16 protein-coding genes are annotated in these 17,349 nt (G+C 71.1%); 7 read left to right on the top strand and 9 right to left on the bottom strand.

Annotated elements, in window-relative coordinates:
- Positions 1 to 2 precede the first annotated feature (2 nt).
- Positions 3 to 584 (bottom strand): sigma-70 family RNA polymerase sigma factor, encoded by a 582-nt coding sequence (locus tag KAK06_RS08890; protein WP_210801594.1) that lies wholly within the window; start codon positions 582 to 584, stop codon positions 3 to 5.
- A gap of 138 nt (positions 585 to 722) precedes the next feature.
- Between KAK06_RS08890 and KAK06_RS08885 the strand changes: the two genes are divergently transcribed.
- The 3 genes from KAK06_RS08885 to KAK06_RS08875 all read left to right on the top strand — a co-directional run bounded on the left by KAK06_RS08885 (position 723) and on the right by KAK06_RS08875 (position 6,521).
- Positions 723 to 1,205: a hypothetical protein gene (locus KAK06_RS08885; RefSeq protein WP_210801593.1), complete on the top strand. Its 483-nt coding sequence runs from the start codon at positions 723 to 725 to the stop codon at positions 1,203 to 1,205.
- Between the two features lie 72 nt (positions 1,206 to 1,277).
- The gene (locus tag KAK06_RS08880) at positions 1,278 to 3,881 is read left to right on the top strand and encodes a serine/threonine-protein kinase (RefSeq protein ID WP_210801592.1); all 2,604 of its coding nucleotides are present in this window, start codon (positions 1,278 to 1,280) and stop codon (positions 3,879 to 3,881) included.
- Positions 3,882 to 3,887: 6 nt separating this feature from the next.
- Positions 3,888 to 6,521, top strand: coding sequence for a serine/threonine-protein kinase (locus KAK06_RS08875; protein WP_210801591.1), 2,634 nt, complete (start codon positions 3,888 to 3,890; stop codon positions 6,519 to 6,521).
- Here KAK06_RS08875 and KAK06_RS08870 read toward each other — a convergent pair.
- From KAK06_RS08870 to tldD, 3 genes are all read right to left on the bottom strand, one after another.
- The gene (locus KAK06_RS08870; RefSeq protein WP_210801590.1) at positions 6,502 to 7,620 is read right to left on the bottom strand and encodes a 3-deoxy-7-phosphoheptulonate synthase; all 1,119 of its coding nucleotides are present in this window, start codon (positions 7,618 to 7,620) and stop codon (positions 6,502 to 6,504) included. The two genes, KAK06_RS08875 and KAK06_RS08870, sit on opposite strands and share 20 nt — an antisense overlap.
- A 238-nt stretch (positions 7,621 to 7,858) precedes the next feature.
- On the bottom strand, positions 7,859 to 8,953 hold the full coding sequence (locus KAK06_RS08865; RefSeq protein WP_210801589.1) for a class I SAM-dependent methyltransferase: 1,095 nt from the start codon (positions 8,951 to 8,953) through the stop codon (positions 7,859 to 7,861).
- Positions 8,954 to 8,988: 35 nt separating this feature from the next.
- A complete protein-coding gene (gene tldD, locus KAK06_RS08860; protein WP_210801588.1) occupies positions 8,989 to 10,482 on the bottom strand; it encodes a metalloprotease TldD in 1,494 nt (497 codons plus the stop codon).
- Positions 10,483 to 10,578: 96 nt separating this feature from the next.
- On the opposite strand from tldD, the gene KAK06_RS08855 reads away from it, so the two are divergent.
- Positions 10,579 to 10,947, top strand: a complete 369-nt coding sequence (locus KAK06_RS08855; protein ID WP_210801587.1) for a hypothetical protein — start codon at positions 10,579 to 10,581, stop codon at positions 10,945 to 10,947.
- 6 nt (positions 10,948 to 10,953) lie between these two features.
- Here KAK06_RS08855 and rsmI read toward each other — a convergent pair whose 3' ends face one another.
- Complete coding sequence (gene rsmI, locus KAK06_RS08850) at positions 10,954 to 11,892, bottom strand: 16S rRNA (cytidine(1402)-2'-O)-methyltransferase (protein ID WP_210801586.1); 939 nt, start codon at positions 11,890 to 11,892, stop codon at positions 10,954 to 10,956.
- Here rsmI and KAK06_RS08845 point away from each other — a divergent pair.
- The 3 genes from KAK06_RS08845 to KAK06_RS08835 are packed head-to-tail and all read left to right on the top strand — an operon-like array spanning position 11,891 to position 13,540.
- Entirely contained in the window at positions 11,891 to 12,292 is a 402-nt protein-coding gene (locus tag KAK06_RS08845) for a YraN family protein (protein WP_210801585.1), read from the top strand. The genes rsmI and KAK06_RS08845 overlap by 2 nt on opposite strands.
- Positions 12,293 to 12,321: 29 nt before the next feature.
- On the top strand, positions 12,322 to 12,891 hold the full coding sequence (locus KAK06_RS08840) for an SIS domain-containing protein (protein WP_210801584.1): 570 nt from the start codon (positions 12,322 to 12,324) through the stop codon (positions 12,889 to 12,891).
- 22 nt (positions 12,892 to 12,913) lie between these two features.
- Positions 12,914 to 13,540, top strand: a complete 627-nt coding sequence (locus tag KAK06_RS08835) for a BON domain-containing protein (RefSeq protein ID WP_210801583.1) — start codon at positions 12,914 to 12,916, stop codon at positions 13,538 to 13,540.
- Between the two features lie 21 nt (positions 13,541 to 13,561).
- Here the strand turns inward: KAK06_RS08835 and KAK06_RS08830 are convergent, their stop codons facing one another.
- From KAK06_RS08830 to KAK06_RS08815, 4 genes are read right to left on the bottom strand one after another with little or no spacing between them, the layout of a single operon-like run.
- On the bottom strand, positions 13,562 to 14,452 hold the full coding sequence (locus tag KAK06_RS08830) for an NAD(P)-dependent oxidoreductase (protein WP_210801582.1): 891 nt from the start codon (positions 14,450 to 14,452) through the stop codon (positions 13,562 to 13,564).
- A gap of 13 nt (positions 14,453 to 14,465) precedes the next feature.
- Entirely contained in the window at positions 14,466 to 15,602 is a 1,137-nt protein-coding gene (locus KAK06_RS08825; RefSeq protein ID WP_210801581.1) for a PilT/PilU family type 4a pilus ATPase, read from the bottom strand.
- 21 nt (positions 15,603 to 15,623) lie between these two features.
- Complete coding sequence (locus KAK06_RS24550; RefSeq protein WP_210801580.1) at positions 15,624 to 16,271, bottom strand: Crp/Fnr family transcriptional regulator; 648 nt, start codon at positions 16,269 to 16,271, stop codon at positions 15,624 to 15,626.
- A 6-nt stretch (positions 16,272 to 16,277) separates the two neighbouring features.
- Complete coding sequence (locus KAK06_RS08815) at positions 16,278 to 17,321, bottom strand: type IV pilus twitching motility protein PilT (RefSeq protein ID WP_210801579.1); 1,044 nt, start codon at positions 17,319 to 17,321, stop codon at positions 16,278 to 16,280.
- Positions 17,322 to 17,349 lie beyond the last annotated feature (28 nt).

Genomic DNA, 17,349 nt, shown 5'->3' with positions numbered 1-17,349 from the left:
GGTCATTCCTTGGGGGATGGGTTGTTGTTGAGTTCGCGGTGCAGCCAGGACTTGGCCAGCGTCCAGTCGCGCTTGACGGTGGCCGGCGAGATGTCCAGCACCTCGGCGATTTCGTCGATCTCCAGGCCGCCGAAGAAGCGCAGCTCCACCACCTTGGCGGCGCGCGGATCCACCACCTCGAAGGCCAGCAGGGCGTCGTTGACGGCGATCAGGTCGCGGTCAGGGGGCAGGGCCAGCGACTCCAGGCCCGAGACCGTCAGGCTGGTCAGCTCGGCATCGCGCTTGTCGGCGCGGCGGGCCTGCTCGTGGTTGATCAGGATGCGCCGCATCATGGTGGAGCTCACCGCCAGGAAGTGGGCGCGGTTGCGCCACTGGGTGCGGGTCTGGTCGGCCATGCGGAACCAGGCCTCGTGGGTCAGCGCGGTGGCGCTGAGCGTGTGGCCGGCCGCCTCCTTGCGCATGTGGTTGCGCGCCATGCGCCGCAGGTCCTCGTAGAGGTTCTCGAACAGGCGCTGTCCAGCCTCGGGATCGGGACCCTGGAACTGGCTCAGCCACTGCGTCAGGGAGGGGTCGGGCGTCGACATGGTGTCGAACACTTCATCTGTGGGGGGCGACACCCGAGTCTAGCGCGCGCGTGAGCCCCCGCGCGCGCTCCGTCGGCGTAGATCAACAAGTGCACTGGTGCCGAAGGGCGGCGCCGGCATCTTCATGAGGAACCCACGATGAACACCTTCTCCCGCCGCGTCCCCCTGGGCCTGTCGCTGATGGCGCTGCTGATCCTGCAGGCCTGCGGTGGCGGTGACGACACCACTGCCGCCGGCGGCGACGGCACGCTGGCGGCCGACTGCGACACCAAGGCCTATGTGGCCGGTGCCGTGCTGGCGCCCACGGCTGACGAGCTCAAGGCCTATGCCGGAACCTTCAACGGCGACGAAGGCAGCTATGACACCAGCGGTGCCTTCACCAAGTCGGGCACGGCCAAGCTGGTGATCGGCACCGATGGCTCGATCACCTACAAGGACGGCAAGCAGACGGTGAGCTCGATCTGCCTGGACAAGGTCGCCGGCCCGTACGGCAAGATCCTGTACTTCATTGCCGGCAAGGGCCACTTCGACGTGGCCGACAAGGTGGTGACCGGACTGGGCCAGGCCTGGGGGGTGTCGCCGGTGGACGGCACTACCATCTTCACCAACGGCGTCAAGTGACGGGCCGCGGCCGCACGCTGCGGCCCTGCGTACACTGATCTCCCCGATCGACGGGTCGCCGGAGGGCTGAGGGTGCACGCGGGCGAACATTGGCAGCAGGTCAAGGCGCTGTTCGAGGCAGCGCTGGAGCAGCCGTGGGCGGCGCGCGAGGCCTTCGTGCGGGCCAGCGGCGTCGACCCGGCGGTGCAGGACGAGGTGCTGAGCCTGCTGGCGCATGAGCATGTGCTGCAGGACGCGACGACCGACAGCTTCCTGGAGCCACCGCTGGCGGATGAGCCGGGGCCGCTGCTGCCCCCCGGCGAGCGCCTGGGCGCCTGGGAGATCGTCGGCCCGCTGGGTGCGGGCGGCATGGCCGAGGTGATGCTGGCGCGCCGCGCCGACGGCGCCTGGGACGGCGAGGCCGCGGTCAAGGTGCTCAAGCGCGGCATGGACTCGGCGGCGGTGCTGGCGCGCTTTGCGCTGGAGCAGCGCGCGCTGGCGCGGCTGAACCACCCGCACATCGCCCACCTGCTGGACGCCGGGCGCACCGCGGCGGGCCTGCCGTACTTCGTGATGGAGCTGGTGCGCGGCCGCCCGATCGACCAGGCCTGCGAGGGCCTGGCGCTGGAGGCGCGGCTGGCGTTGTTCCTGCAACTGGCCGACGCGGTGGCCTTTGCGCACCGGCAGCTGCTGGTGCACCGCGACCTCAAGCCCAGCAACGTGCTGGTCACCGAGGACGGCCAGGTCAAGCTGCTGGACTTTGGCATCGCCAAGGCGCTGGACCCGGCCGAGGGCGAGCACACCGGCGCCGGCCCGCGGCCCTACACGCCCAACTACGCCAGCCCCGAGCAGGTGCGCGGCGAGCCGGTGGGCACGCTGACCGACATCTACAGCCTGGGCGTGCTGCTGTACGTGATGCTCACCGGGCTGCGGCCCTACGGCCGGCACGCGACGACGCCGCAGGAAGCCGCCCGCAGCGTGCTGGAGGAAGAACCCACGCGGCCCAGCGCGCTGAGCCCCGGGCTGGTGAGTGATCCGCAGTGGATGGCCACGCGCAAGCGTCTGAAGGGCGACCTGGACAACATCCTGCTGAAAGCCCTGGACAAGGCCCCGGCGGCACGCTACCCCAGCGTGGACGCGTTTTCGGCGGATGTGCGGGCCCACCTGACGGGCCTGCCGGTCAGCGCGCGCGCGCCCAGCGCGGGCTACCTGCTCAGCCGCTTCGTGCTGCGCCACCGGGCGGCCAGTGCGGCGGCGGCGCTGGCGGCGGTGTCCCTGGTGGTGGGCGCCGGTGTGGCCAGCTGGCAGGCTCATGTCGCCGGACAGCGGCTGGAGCAGTTGCGCGGCCTGAGCCGCGACGTGGTGCTGCGCTATGCCGATGCCGTCACTTATCTGCCCGGCGGCCTGGTGGTCAAGGAGAACCTGCTCAAGGGCCTGCTGGGCCAGCTCAGCGAGGTCGAGCAGGAGGCTGGCGACGACACGGAGTGGCTGGCCCTGCTGGCCGGCGTCTACGCCCGCCTGGCCCAGGTGGGCGGCGACGACGGCGGCGTCTCGCTCAGCAAGATGGGCGAGGCGCGCCAGCATGCCGAACACGCCATCACGCTGGCCCGACGTGTGCTGCCGGCGCGGCCGGACGACGCCGCGCTGAGCCTGGCCTTGTCGCAGGCGCTGCAGATCCGTGCCCGCGCGCAGCGCGCCGACGGCCAGCCCGAGCAGGGCCTGAAGACGCTGGAGGAGGCGATGGCGCTGATCGACCAGCGGCTGCAGCGCCTGCCACCGGCCGAGCAGCGCGACCTGCAGGTGCAGCGCGCCTCGCTGCAGATCGTCGAGGCCCAGTTCTTTGACCAGCAGACCGTGGCCAGCCTGAACCGCCCCGAGGACGCGCTGGCGCTGTACGGCCAGGCCGAGCAGGCCCTGCGCCGCCTGGAGCGCGACGGCGACGCCAGCCTGGCGCCGCTGCTGGGCACGCTGCTCGGGGCGCGGGCCATCACCCATGCGCGCCTGGGTCGGCTCGACGCCTCGCGCGCTGATGCCGAAGCCGCCTGGCAGCAGCGTCTGCGCGCGGTGCAGGCCGAGCCCTTCCACACCGGCCGGCGCGACGAGCTGGTCACCGAGGCCACCAATGCCGCGGTGATCCTGATGCGTGCCGACCAGCCCGCGCGTGCCGTGCTGGCCAGCCAGGCGGCCTGGGACACGGTGCAGCGCCTGGCCGCCGAGAACGGCCCGCAGAGCAAGTGGGCCGAGAACCTGCCGCGCGTGGCCCAGCACCATGGGCGGGCGCTGGCGCTGGTCGGCCGCTCGGCTGACGCGCTGCCGGTGCTCGACAGCGCGCTGGCCTACTGGCAGCGCCAGCGCACGGCCAAGCCCGGGCCGCACCCCGAGCGCCTGTGGGCCTGGCTGGGCATTTACCGCGCGGCCGCGCTGCTGGGGCTGCAACGGCGCGACGAGGCCCTGACGCAGCTGCGCCAGAGCCAGGTCATCCTGGAGCCGCTGTCGCGCGAGTCCAAGGGCGGTGATGCGCTGCTCAACCTGGCCGAGTCTGCGCTGGTGATGGCCGCGGCCGAGCCCGCCGCCGCCCCAGCCTGGCGCCAGCGCGCGCTGCAGCATTACCAGGCGGCCGACGCGCTGCGGGCGCTCAACGGCGAGCACCTGCGCCGCCGCGATGCGCTGGCGCGCGGCGAGCCGATCGGCCTGTAGCCTGCCATGGCCGCCGGCGACACCCACTGGCCACAGGTCAAGGCGCTGTTCGAGGCAGCGCTGGAGCAGCCGTGGGCGGCGCGCGAGGCCTTCGTGCGGGCCAGCGGCGCCGACCCGGCGGTGCAGGACGAGGTGCTGAGCCTGCTGGCGCATGAGCATGTGCTGCAGGACGCGACGACCGACAGCTTCCTGGAGCCACCGCTGGCGGATGAGCCGGGGCCGCTGCTGCCCCCCGGCGAGCGCCTGGGCGCCTGGGAGATCGTCGGCCCGCTGGGTGCGGGCGGCATGGCCGAGGTGATGCTGGCGCGCCGCGCCGACGGCGCCTGGGACGGCGAGGCCGCGGTCAAGGTGCTCAAGCGCGGCATGGACTCGGCGGCGGTGCTGGCGCGCTTTGCGCTGGAGCAGCGCGCGCTGGCGCGGCTGAACCACCCGCACATCGCCCACCTGCTGGACGCCGGGCGCACCGCGGCGGGCCTGCCGTACTTCGTGATGGAGCGGGTGCTGGGCCGCCCGATCGACCAGGCCTGCGAAGGCCTGGCACTGGAAGCGCGGCTGGGGCTGTTCCTGCAGCTGGCCGACGCGGTGGCCTTTGCGCACCGCCAGCTGCTGGTGCACCGCGACCTCAAGCCCAGCAACGTGCTGGTCACCGAGGACAGCCAGGTCAAGCTGCTGGACTTCGGCATCGCCAAGGCGCTGGACCCGGCCGAAGGCGAGCACACCGGCGCCGGCCCGCGGCCCTACACGCCCAACTACGCCAGCCCCGAGCAGGTCAGGGGCGAGCCGGTGGGCACGCTGACCGACATCTACAGCCTGGGCGTGCTGCTGTACGTGATGCTCACCGGCCTGCGGCCCTACGGCCGCAACGCGACGACGCCGCAGGAAGCCGCCCGCAGTGTGCTGGAGGAAGAGCCCACGCGGCCCAGTGCGCTGAGCCCCGGGCTGGTGGCCGACCCGCAGTGGATGGTCACGCGCAAGCGTCTGAAGGGCGACCTGGATAACATCCTGCTCAAGGCCCTGGACAAGGCCCCGGCGGCGCGCTACCCCAGCGTGGACGCGTTCGCGGCGGATGTGCGGGCGCACCTGGCGGGGCTGCCGGTCAGCGCACGCGCGCCCAGCGCGGGCTACCTGCTCAGCCGCTTCGTGCTGCGCCACCGGGCGGCCAGTGCGGCGGCGGCGCTGGCCTTGTCATCGCTGGTGGCCGGGGTCGGCGTCGCCACCTGGCAGGCCCACGAGGCCGATCGTCAACGCCAACGCGCCGAGGCCCGCTTCGCCCAGGTGCGCCAGCTGGCCAACCAGATGGTCTTCAAGTACCACGACCAGATCGCCCACCTGCCCGGGGCCACTGCGGTGCGCGATGCGCTGCTGCAGGACGCCGCCGGCTACCTCGACGCGCTGGCGCACGACGTGGCCGATGACGCCGGGCTGGCCCGCGAGCTGGCCGAGGCCTGGTTCCGCCTGGCGGTGCTGCAGGGCGAATCCTTCTCGCCCGGCCAGGAGCGGCCCGACGATGCGCTGCGCAGCGCCGAGAAGGCGCTGGCGCTGCTGCCGCTGTACCTGCCGCAGGCCGATGTGCCGGCGCTGGACAAGGCGGTCGACCTGCGGCTGCTGCACAGCGACCTGTTGCTGCGCCAGGGTCGGTTGATCCCGGCGAACGAGGCGCTGGCCGAGGCCAGCCGCCTGGTCGAGCGCATCGTCGCGCAGCAGCCCGACGACCTGCAGACCCTGTCGCGCCAGGCCACGCTGCTGGGCCGACGCGCGGTGCTCACCGGCGGCAGCGTGGCCGCGTCCAACCTGGGGCGCACGGAGGAGGCGCTGCAACTGTGGCAGCAGGCGCTGGCCATCTTCGAGCGCATGCGCGCCCGCGAGCCGGGTGAAGTCGAGTGGGTGCACCAGACCGCCTGGGCCCACCACGGCCTGGGCAGCGTGGCGGTGCTGCGTGGCGACAGCGCGTTGGCCCTGAGCCACACCACGCAGGCGGTGCAACTGCGTGACGAGGCGGCGCGGCGTGTCCCCCAGAGTGCCCACTACCGCCATCAAACGGCCATGGCCCGCGTGGTTCACAGCGTGGCATTGAACCAGGCCGGGCGCAATGCCGAGGGCCGCGTCCGGCTGGACGAGGCCGAGGCCACGATGCAGGCGCTGTCCGCCGCCGACCCGGGCAATGAGGTGCTTCAACGCGACCGCGTGCTGCTGGGACTGGTGCAGGGCCGCCTCTTGGTGGATGCGGGGCAGACGGCCCAGGCGCTGCGGCGGGTGGATGCCGCGGTGGCTGCGCTGGCGCTGCGCGCCGCGAAAGGCAGCGACTTCTATGTGCAGCGCTGGTGGGCCGATGCGTTGCTCTGGTCGGCCCGGCTGCGCCTGTCGAAGGATCCGCCCGAGGCCGCGCGGCGCGCCGCGCAGGTCGTGGCGATGATGCAGGGCGACGACGTCACCCGCAATGCGGCCCGGGGATGGCAGCTGGCGCAGGCGCTGGGCACCGAGGGTCAGGCCTTGGCCGCGCTGGGGCGCCGCGACGAGGCGCGGCAGCGCGGCCGCCAGGCCCTGCAACTGTGGACCGCGCTGCACCCCGATGGCCAAATCCCCGGCGCCTTGCAGCGCTGGTTCCGCGAGGCCCAGGCGCTCAGCGCCGCCGCGCCTTGACCGCGTCGCTCAGCACCTGCAGCGCATCGATCGAGTCATCCCAACCCAGGCAGGCGTCGGTGATGCTCTGGCCGTAGCAGAGCTTGGCCGGGTCGTCCTTGCCAGGGCTGAACTTCTGCGCGCCGGCCTGCAGGTGGCTTTCGATCATCACGCCGAAGACCTGGCGGCTGCCGCCGGCGATCTGCGTGCCGATGTCGCGCGCCACATCCAGCTGGCGCTGGTGCTGCTTGCTCGAGTTGGCGTGGCTGCAGTCCACCATCAGCGTGCCGGGCAGCTTGGCGGCCTCCAGCTCCTTGCAGGCGGCGGCCACGCTGGCGGCGTCGTAGTTGGGCGCCTTGCCGCCGCGCAGGATCACGTGGCAGTCCTTGTTGCCGCGCGTCTCGACGATGGCGACCTGGCCGTTCTTGTGCACCGACAGGAAGTGGTGCGGCTTGCTGGCGGCCTGGATGGCGTCGGTGGCGATGCGGATGTTGCCGTCGGTGCCGTTCTTGAAGCCCACCGGGGCTGAGAGGCCGCTGGCCAGTTCGCGGTGCACCTGGCTCTCGGTGGTGCGCGCGCCGATCGCGCCCCAGCTGATCAGGTCGCCGATGTACTGCGGGCTGATCACGTCCAGGAACTCGCTGCCTGCGGGCACGCCCTGGCGGTTGATCTCCACCAGCAGCTGGCGGGCAATGCGCAGGCCCTCGTCAATGCGGTAGCTCTCGTCCAGGTAGGGGTCGTTGATCAGGCCCTTCCAGCCGACCGTGGTGCGCGGCTTCTCGAAGTACACGCGCATCACGATCTCCAGCGTGTCCTGGAACTTCTCGCGCTGGGCCTTCAGGCGGCGGGCGTACTCCACCGCGGCGGCCGGATCGTGGATCGAGCAGGGGCCGATGATCACCAGCAGACGGTCGTCCTTGCCGGTCATGATGCGGCGGATGCCGTCGCGGGTGCTCTTCACCAATTGCTCGACCGGCGTGCCGGCGATCGGGAAGAAGCGGATCAGGTGTTCAGGCGGCGGCAAGGGGGTCACCTCCTCGATGCGCTGGTCGTCGGTCTGGCTGGTGCGTTCTCCGGGCGGGTAGCCCGACCAGTGCTCGTGGGTGGCTTTGGCGTTCATCGGGGGGTTCTCCTGGGTGGGTGCCTCGCGTCGACCGGCGAAAAAAAACCGCCGGTGGGTCCGGCGGTTTTCTGGGGGTGTTCGCTTGGTGTCAGTTGCGCGCGATTGCCTCTCCAGCCGCCGATCGGGGCGAGAACCAAAAGTAGGCAAAAAAGTAGGCCGGTGCGCAACGCATGGCTGAAGTCTAGCATCATCGGCCGCCGCGCTGCAGCGCAGCGCGTTGGGCCTCGACACCGTTTTACTTGAAGGCGACGATGCAGCGCCGCTGGCCGACGCCGTAGGGGTCGGTGTTGAAGCCGGCCCAGGCCGGGTCGGGCTCGCCCTTGAGCTCGATGACTTCCTTGAAGCCGGCCAGGTAGGCCAGCTCGATCAGCGCGCGGTAGGTGGGGTGCAGCTCGCAGCCGGTGGCGGTGGCGGCATGCTCAGGCGCGTGCTCGCCGGTGCCCAGGATGAAGCCCGAGAAGGGCTCGCGGTGGACCACGGTGTCGAACACCGCCATGTGATTGCACAGTGCATGCGTGGCGCGCACCAGCTCGTAGGGCTTGGTGATGTGGTACATCAGGCCCAGGTTCAGCACGATGTCGTAGCTGCGCTGCGGCTGGAACGCGTAGACATCGGCCACCGAGAAGCGCGTGCGCGCCTCGGTGCCGAAATAACCGGAAAGCCGCCGCGCACGCTCGATGTTCTGGGTGCGGATGTCGAAGCCATCCACCTCCTGTGCGCCGCGCAGCGCCGCCTCGATCGCGAAGGCGCCCCAGTTGCAGGCAATGTCCAGCAGCGACAGGCCATCGAGCCGGCCGCCCACCAGTTGGCTGACGCCGTCCATGATGAAGTTCAGGCGGTACAGGCTGCGCCAGCGCGAGGTGGCCTGCGGCACCGACAGGCTGCCCAGCGCACCCAGCGTGCCCAGGCCGGGGGCCAGCGGCATGAAGTAGCCCCATTCGTTGGGCGGCACCTCCTTCAGCAGTGCGCGGGCGGTCTCGGCGTGGCCGTGTTCGTCGGCCCAGCGCTCGGCGGCCGAGGGCCGGCGCGGCACGGTCAGCAGCGGCACCAGCTGTTCCACCACCTGCATCTGGGCCGGCTTGCTGTTCTGGAGGAACTCACCGTAGCGGGCAGACAGCTTGCTGCCGCGCATCTGGTGGTTCACCCGCACCAGCGGCGACACGCGCGCCGTCAGGTCGAGCTGGCAGCCGCCAGCCATGGCCTTGTTCACTGCGTCGCTGGCCTGCGGCAGGCCGATGGCCAGCGGTGCGTCGGTGGCGGGCGCCGGCCCGACACCGGAGGCGACCACCGGTTTGGCGCCAGGCTTGTTCTTGCCGAAAGGGGACCACATGGCGGCTCCAGCGGGGACAGACAATGGTGAAGGGATCAGGCCGTGCCACCGACGGTCAGCCCGTCAATGCGCAGCGTCGGCTGGCCCACGCCCACCGGCACGCTCTGGCCCTCCTTGCCGCAGGTGCCCACACCCGAGTCCAGCGCCAGGTCGTTGCCGATCATGCTGACGCGCTTCATCGCGTCGGGGCCGTTGCCGATCAGCGTGGCGCCCTTGACCGGGTACTGGATGCGGCCGTTCTCGACCCAGTAGGCCTCGGACGCCGAGAAGACGAACTTGCCACTGGTGATGTCGACCTGGCCGCCACCGAAATTGGTGGCGTACAGGCCGCGCTTGATGCTGGCGACGATCTCCTCGCGCGGCGTGTGGCCGGCCAGCATGTAGGTGTTGGTCATGCGCGGCATGGGCACATGGGCGTAGCTTTCGCGGCGGCCGTTGCCGGTGGGCTTCACGCCCATCAGGCGGGCGTTCATGCTGTCCTGGATGTAGCCGCGCAGGATGCCGTCCTCGATCAGCACATTGCGCTGCGTGGCATGGCCTTCGTCGTCGATGTTGAGCGAGCCGCGGCGGTCGGCCAGCGTGCCGTCATCGAGCACGGTCACGCCCTTGGCCGCCACGCGCTGGCCGATGCGGCCGCTGAAGGTGGATGAGCCCTTGCGGTTGAAGTCGCCCTCCAGGCCGTGGCCCACCGCCTCGTGCAGCATCACGCCGGGCCAGCCCGAGCCCAGCACCACCGTCATCTCGCCGGCCGGCACCGGGCGCGATTCGAGGTTGGTCAGCGCCGCATTCACGGCCTGGTCGACATACTCGGTCAGGTGGCTGTCCTGGAAGTAGCCCAGGCCGAAGCGGCCGCCGCCGCCACCGGTGCCCACCTCGCGCCGCTCGCCCTGCTCGGCGATCACGGTCACCGACAGGCGCACCAGCGGCCGCACATCGGCAGCGCGGGTGCCATCGGCGCGCGCCACCATCACCACGTCGTACTCGGCGGCCAGGCCGGCCATCACCTGCACGATGCGCGGGTCCTTGGAGCGGGCCATGCGCTCGACCTTTTCCAGCAGCGCCACCTTCTGCGTGCTGTCGAGCGTGGCGATCGGGTCCAGCGGCGCATACAGCAGGCGGCTGGGCGCCAGCTTGGGCGCCCCCACCTTGACGCGCCGGCTCTGGCCCGCGGCGGCGATGGTGCGCACGGTGCGTGCGGCATCGAGCAGCGCGGCCTCGGACAGCTCATCCGAATAGGCGAAGGCGGTCTTCTCGCCCGCCACCGCGCGCACACCCACACCCTGGTCGATCGAGAAGCTGCCGCTCTTGACGATGCCCTCCTCCAGGCTCCAGCCCTCGTGGCGGGTGTACTGGAAGTACAGGTCGGCGTCATCGACGCGGTGCTCGCCGATCACGGACAGCGCCCGCGCCAGGTGGATCTCGTCCAGGGCATGCGGCTCCAGCAGCAGGCTGCTGGCAACGGCCAGGCGCTCCTGCGTGGTGGCGCGCGAAGTCGGCGTGACGGGGGCGGCGGTGAGGGTGGTGAACATTTCTTTGCAAACTCGAGGTGTGCCTGGCGCGGTCGGCCTGCGTTGTTCCCGCATGGTGCCACACAGGGTGGCGTCTGCAGAAACAGGAGCTCAATCATGAAGGTTTCGACCTCGGGTGCCGTGATCGGCCTGCTGACGGTGGTGTTGTCGGCCACGGCGGCCGCCCAGGCCTCGCCGCCCGCAGGGGCCGCCAGCGTGGTCCGCATGGAGCAGCGCGAGGCCAAGCAGGAACAACGCATCCAGCAGGGCGTGGCAGCGGGCGAGCTGACCGCCCACGAGCAGCGCACCTTGCAACGCGGTCAGGTGCGCATTGACGCCGCCCAGCAGCGCGCGGCGGCCGATGGCCGGCTCACCGTCCACGAGCAACGCCGCATTGAGCAGCGCCAGGATGTGCAGAGCAAGGTCATCTACCGCCGCAAGCACGACCACGATCCGGTGCGCGTGGCGCAGCCGGCCACCCGCTGAGGACCTTCAGTCGCGCGGGTCCGGGCCGGCAGCCTTCAGGCGCAGCGCCTCGTCGTAAAGCTGGTTGCGGGGCAGCCCGCTGAGCTCCACCGCCAACGCCACCGCCTGCTTCAGCGGCAGCTCGCGCATCAGCAGCTGCAGTTGACGGCGGGCGGTCTCGGGCACGCCGTCCTCGGCCACAGCCACCACCGCCTGCGCATGCAGCACCACCACGAACTCGCCGCGGCGCCGCGACGCGTCCTCGGCCAACCAGGCCGGCAGCGCCGTGGCCGGCGCGGTGTGGCTCTGCTCGAACTGCTTGGTCAGCTCGCGGCACAGCGTCACCGTGCGTGCGCTGCAGGCCTGCGCCAGCTCCTGCGCCAGCGTGTCGATGCGGTGCGGGGCCTCGAACAGCACCACGCTGCGCGGCTCGGTGGCCAAGGCCGCCAGCGCGGCGCCGCGCTCGCGACCCTTGGCCGGCAGGAAGCCGGCGAAGACAAAGCCCCCGGCCTGACCGGGCAGCGGCCCGTCGCCGGCCGCGCTGAGGGCGGTGACCACCGCGCTGGCGCCCGGCAGCGCATGCACCGGGTAGCCGGCGGCGCGGGTGCGGGCCACCAGCCAGGCCCCGGGGTCGGAGATGGCCGGGGTGCCGGCATCGCTGACATAGGCCACGCGCTCTCCGCGTGCCAGGCGCTCCAGCACGCGCTCGGCGGCTTCGCGTTCGTTGTGCTCGTGTACCGCCAGCAGCGGCTTGTCCAGCCCCAGGTGGCGCAGCAGGCCGGCACTGACGCGCGTGTCCTCGCAGGCCACGGCGTCGGCCAGCGCCAGCGCATGGATGGCGCGCAGCGTGAAATCGGCGAGGTTGCCGATCGGCGTGGCCACCACGTACAGTGCGCCGGTGGGCCAGTGCTGGTGGCCGGCGGCCTGCCGGGCGGTGGCCAGCAGCTCAGAGGCGGGGAGAGACATGGTCTGGGGGTGGGGTTCCGGAGCGCGCGGTGGACAGACGACCCAGGCCAGCGGCGCCCAGGCGGAGGACCGTGCCCTGGCCTACCTGCAGGCGCAGGGCCTGCGGCTCGTCGAGCGCAATTATCGGTTCGCGCCGGGCCGCTCGCGCGCGGGCGGCGAGATCGACCTGATCCTGCGCGAGCGCGACGGCACGCTGGTCTTCGTCGAGGTGCGCTGGCGCGCCCGGCCCGACCAGGGCGGTGCGGCGGCCAGCATCACCGCCGCCAAGCAGGCCCGCATCGTGCGCGCTGCCCGGGCCTATCTGCTGCGTCTGGCGGCACCACCGCGCTGCCGCTTCGATGTGGTGGCGATCGACGGCGACGAGTTGAACTGGCTGAAGGCCGCCTTCGACGCCGGCTGAGCCGGGCGCGCCGCTTATCATGGCGGCCCATGCTCGAACCCCGGATCCAGCAACATTTCTTCGAGAGCGCCGACCAGCTCTACCAGGTGGCCGAGCCAATGGCGCGACCGATCGCCGATGCCGCCCAGCTGATCGTGGCCTGCCTGACTGGCGGCGGCAAGCTGCTGGTGGCCGGCGAGGGTCGGGCGCGCTGGCTGGCGCGCGCCGCGGCCAGCGCCTTGCAGCAGGGTTTCGAGCGCGAGCGCCCGCCGCTGGCCGCCTGCCTGCTGGGCGACGGCGCGCAGCCCGGGCCGCGCGCGCTGGCGCAGTCGGTGGCGGCGCTGGGGCAGGGCGGTGACCTGCTGCTGCTGTTCAGCCTGGCCGACGAGGACCCAGCCGCCCAGGCTGCGCTGGACGAGGCGCACCAGCGCGACCTGGGCGTGGTGCTGCTGGGCGCCGGTCTGGCTGCGCCCTGGGCCTCGCTGCTGTCCGAATCCGATGTCTGGATCGCCGCGCCGGTCAACGGCGGCCCGCGGGCGATGGAGTTGCTGCTGCTGGCGCTGCATGCGCTGTGCGACGCGATCGATGTGCAATTGCTGGGCGAGGCCGATGAGCCCTGACCAGCCCTGAGGAGATGCAAGCATGAACCCCCTTCACCGTCGTGTATCCACGCGAGTCCTGCTGTCCGCGCTGGCGCTGAGCGGCCTGCTGGCTGGCTGCGCGCCGCTGCTGCTGGGCGGGGCCGCCGTCGGCGGCGCGCTGATGTACAAGGACCGCCGCACCACCGGCACCCAGCTCGAGGACGAGGGCATCGAGCTCAAGGCCGCGGCGCGCCTGCGCGAGCGCCTGGGCGACAAGGCCCACCTCAACGTCACCAGCTACAACCGCATTGCCCTGGTCACCGGTGAGGTGGCCAGCGATGCCGACCGCGCCGCCATCGACGAGGTGGTGACCAAGGTCGAGAACGTGCGCTCGGTGGTCAATGAGAGTGCGGTGATGGGCATCACCTCGATGACCGCGCGCTCGAACGACCTGATCATCACCAGCCGCGTCAAGGCGGCGCTGATCGACGCCAACGACCTGCCGGTGACGGCGGTCAAGGTGGTCACCGAGCGCGGCGTGGTCTACCTGCTGGGCCGCGTGACCGAGCGCGAGGCGACCCGCGCCACCGACGTGGCGCGCGGCGTCTCCGGCGTGGCCAAGGTGGTCAAGGTGTTCGAGTCGATCACCGAGGACGAGCTGAAGGCGCTCTCCACCGAGAAACGCTGAGCCGCGCCCGCCAGGCGGGCCTCAGCGCAGGCGGCGGATCAGGCTGGAGGTGTCCCAGCGGCGACCGCCCTGGCCCTGGATGTCGGCGTAGAACTGGTCGACCAGCGCGGTCACCGGCAGCTTGGCGCCATTGCGCCGGCCTTCGTCCAGCACCAGGCCCAGGTCCTTGCGCATCCAGTCGACGGCAAAGCCGAAGTCGAACTGGTCGTCGACCATGGTCTTGCCGCGGTTGTCCATCTGCCAGCTCTGCGCGGCGCCCTTGCCGATCACCTCGAGCACCTGCTTCATGTCCAGGCCGGCCTTCTGGCCAAAGGCAATGGCCTCGGCCAGGCCCTGGACCAGCCCGGCGATGCAGATCTGGTTGACCATCTTGGCCAGCTGACCCGCGCCGCTCTCGCCCACCCGCGTGACCGCCTTGGCAAAGGCCATGGCCACCGGCCGGATCTGATCGAAGGGCGCGGCGTCGCCGCCGCACATCACGGTGAGCACGCCATTGACCGCACCGGCCTGGCCGCCGGAGACCGGGGCATCAATGAAGTGCAGGTCGCGCTTTTGCGCGGCCGCGTGCAGCTCGCGCGCGACTTCGGCCGAGGCGGTGGTGTGGTCAACGAAGATGGCCCCCGGCGCCATGCCGGCGAAGGCGCCATCAGGGCCCAGCACCACCGAGCGCAGATCGTTGTCGTTGCCGACGCAGGCAAAGACGATCTGCGCGCCCTGGGCCGCCTCGCGCGGCGTGGGCGCCCAGCGGCCGCCGTGTTCGGCGGCCCAGGCCTGGGCCTTGCTGCTGGTGCGGTTGTAGACGCTGACGCGGTGGCCGGCGCGTTGCAGGTGGCCAGCCATCGGGGCGCCCATCACGCCCAGGCCGATGAAGGCCACGGTGTGCGGCGCCACGGGGTCGTAGGTCTTGCTCATGGCGGTGGACGGGTCAGATGATCTGCAGGTGTTCGGTGCCGGCCGCCAGGTCGGTCACGCGGGCGCGCTTGCTGTCGAGCTTGATCTGCAGGCGCAGGTCGTTCACCGAGTCGGCATTGCGCAGCGCGTCTTCGTAGCTGATCGCGTGCGACTCGTAGAGATCGAACAGCGCCTGGTCGAAGGTCTGCATGCCGTGCTCGCGCGAGCGCTTCATCAGCTCCTTGATCTCGCCCACCTGGCCCTTGAAGATCAGGTCGGCCATCAGTGGCGTGTTGAGCATGATCTCGACCGCGGCGATGCGGCCCTTGCCTTCCTGGCGCGGGATCAGGCGCTGCGAGACCAGGCCCTTGAGGTTCAGCGACACGTCCATCAGCAGCTGGTCGCGGCGCTCCTCGGGGAAGAAGTTGATGATCCGGTCCAGGGCCTGGTTGGCGCTGTTGGCGTGCAGCGTGGCCATGCACAGGTGCCCGGTCTCGGCGAAGGCGATCGCCAGCTCCATGGTCTTGCGGTCGCGGATCTCGCCCATCAGGATCACATCCGGTGCCTGGCGCAGCGAGTTCTTCAGCGCCACGTCCCAGTCGTCGGTGTCGATGCCGATCTCGCGCTGGGTGACGATGCAGTTCTTGTGCGGGTGCACGAACTCCACCGGGTCTTCCACCGTGATGATGTGGTCATGGGCGTTCTCGTTGCGCCAGTCGATCATCGCCGCCAGCGAGGTGCTCTTGCCCGAGCCGGTGCCGCCGACCAGGATCACCAGGCCGCGCTTGGTCATGCCGATGTCCTTGAGGATCTTGGGCAGGCCCAGCTCGTCCACCGTGGGGATGTGCGCGGGAATCGTGCGCAGCACCATGCCCACATGGCCCTGCTGCATGAAGGTGCTGACGCGGAAGCGCCCGATGCCCTGCGGCGAGATCGCGAAGTTGCACTCCTTGGTGCGCTCGAAATCGGCCGCCTGCTTGTCGTTCATGATGGCCCGCGCCAGCGCCACCGTGTGCGAGCCGGTGAGCGGCTGCGGCGAGACCTTGGCCACCTTGCCGTCCACCTTGATCGCGGGCGGGAAATCGGCGGTCAGGAACAGGTCCGAGCCGTTGCGGGTGACCAGCAGGCGCAGCAGGTCGTTGATGAATTTCGAGGCCTGGTCGCGTTCCATGGCAGTCTCCGTGAAAGGGGCTCAGTCCGCGGTGCCGCGGGTGAGTTGGGCGCCCAGGCGGGCGTTGGCCTGGCGCAGGCGGCGCGAGACGCGCTTGCCCAGCCAGGTCAGCAGGGCAGCGGCCAGGCGCGGGTCATCCTGGGTCATGCGCTCCAGCGTGGACGCGCTGATCACCGCCAGCGTCACCGGCGAGGCGGCGGTCCACGAGGAGACGCGGGTCTCGCTGTCGAGCGCACTGAACTCGCCCAGCAGGTCGCCAGCGCGGGCCTCGCCCAGGCGGATGCGTTCGCCCGAGGGCTGTAGCCGGGTCTCGACCAGCATGCCGTGCAGCACGACCATCATGAAGTCGCCCTGCTCCTCCTGGCCGATGATCAGCTTGCCTGACTCGACCTGCACATAGTCGAGGTAGCCGCCCATCACCGACAGCTGCTCGGTGCCCAGGTCGGCCAGCTGGCGGTCGGCGCCCAGCAGGCGCACCAGGGCCAGCACGCCCAGCGCAGCGTCGTAGGGCTCGGCCTTCAGGTCGGGGGCGCGCTGCGCCCAGTGGACGTAGAGCTGGGTGTCGGCGTGGCGCTCGACGAACTGGGTGGCGTAGAAGCCCTGGTCATCCGGGCGGGCGGCCGCGGGCGCGGACGATCGGCCGAAGAGTCGCTTGAGGGAGTCGAGCACGGTGGGTCAGCCTGGGAAGTTCTCGGGGAAGCGGGCGCGGGTGCGCGCCTCGGCGGCCGAGATCTGGTTGCGCCGGACCAGGTCGGCCAGGCATTGATCGAGGGTCTGCATGCCGACGTTCTGGCCGGTCTGGATGGCCGAGTACATCTGCGCCAGCTTGTTCTCGCGGATCAGGTTGCGGATGGCGGCGGTGCCCAGCATGATCTCGTGGGCGGCCACGCGGCCGTTGCCGTCCTTGGTCTTGCACAGGGTCTGGGCGATCACCGCCACCAGCGACTCGGACAGCATCGCGCGCACCATGTCCTTCTCGGCGGCGGGGAAAACGTCGACCACCCGGTCCACCGTCTTGGCGGCGCTGGAGGTGTGCAGCGTGCCGAAGACCAGGTGGCCGGTCTCGGCGGCGGTGAGGGCCAGGCGGATGGTTTCCAGGTCGCGCAGCTCGCCCACCAGGATGGCGTCGGGGTCTTCGCGCAGCGCGGCGCGCAGCGCGTTCGAGAAGCTCAGCGTGTGCGGGCCCACCTCGCGCTGGTTGACCAGGCACTTCTTGCTCTCGTGGACGAACTCGATCGGGTCCTCCAGCGTGAGGATGTGGCCGTACTCGCTTTCATTGAGGTGGTCGACCATGGCCGCCAGCGTGGTGGACTTGCCCGAGCCGGTGGGGCCGGTCACCAGCACCAGGCCGCGCGGCTTGAGCGCCAGGTCGGCAAACACCGCGGGGCAGTTGAGCTGCTGCAGCGTCTGGATCTTCGACGGGATGGTGCGGAACACGGCCGAGGCGCCGCGCTGCTGGTGGAAGGCGTTGACCCGGAAGCGCGCCAGGCCCTGGACCTCGAAGCTGAAGTCGCACTCCAGCGTGTCCTCGTAGGTCTTGCGCTGGGTGTCGTTCATGATGTCGTACACCATGGCGTGCACCTGCTTGTGCGTCAGCGGGTCGATGTTGATGCGCCGCACGTCACCGTGCACGCGGATCATCGGCGGCAGGCCAGCCGCCAGGTGCAGGTCCGAGGCCTTGTTCTTGACGGAGAACGCGAGCAGCTGGGTGATGTCCATGGTGCGGTGGGCCCGGTGGGGGCCGGTG

Source organism: Ideonella aquatica (genome assembly GCF_018069755.1).
Classification (GTDB): Bacteria; Pseudomonadota; Gammaproteobacteria; order Burkholderiales; family Burkholderiaceae_C; genus Ideonella; species Ideonella aquatica.
Note: the sequence above shows the minus strand (reverse complement) of the source record. Positions and strands in the feature narration are given on the sequence as shown.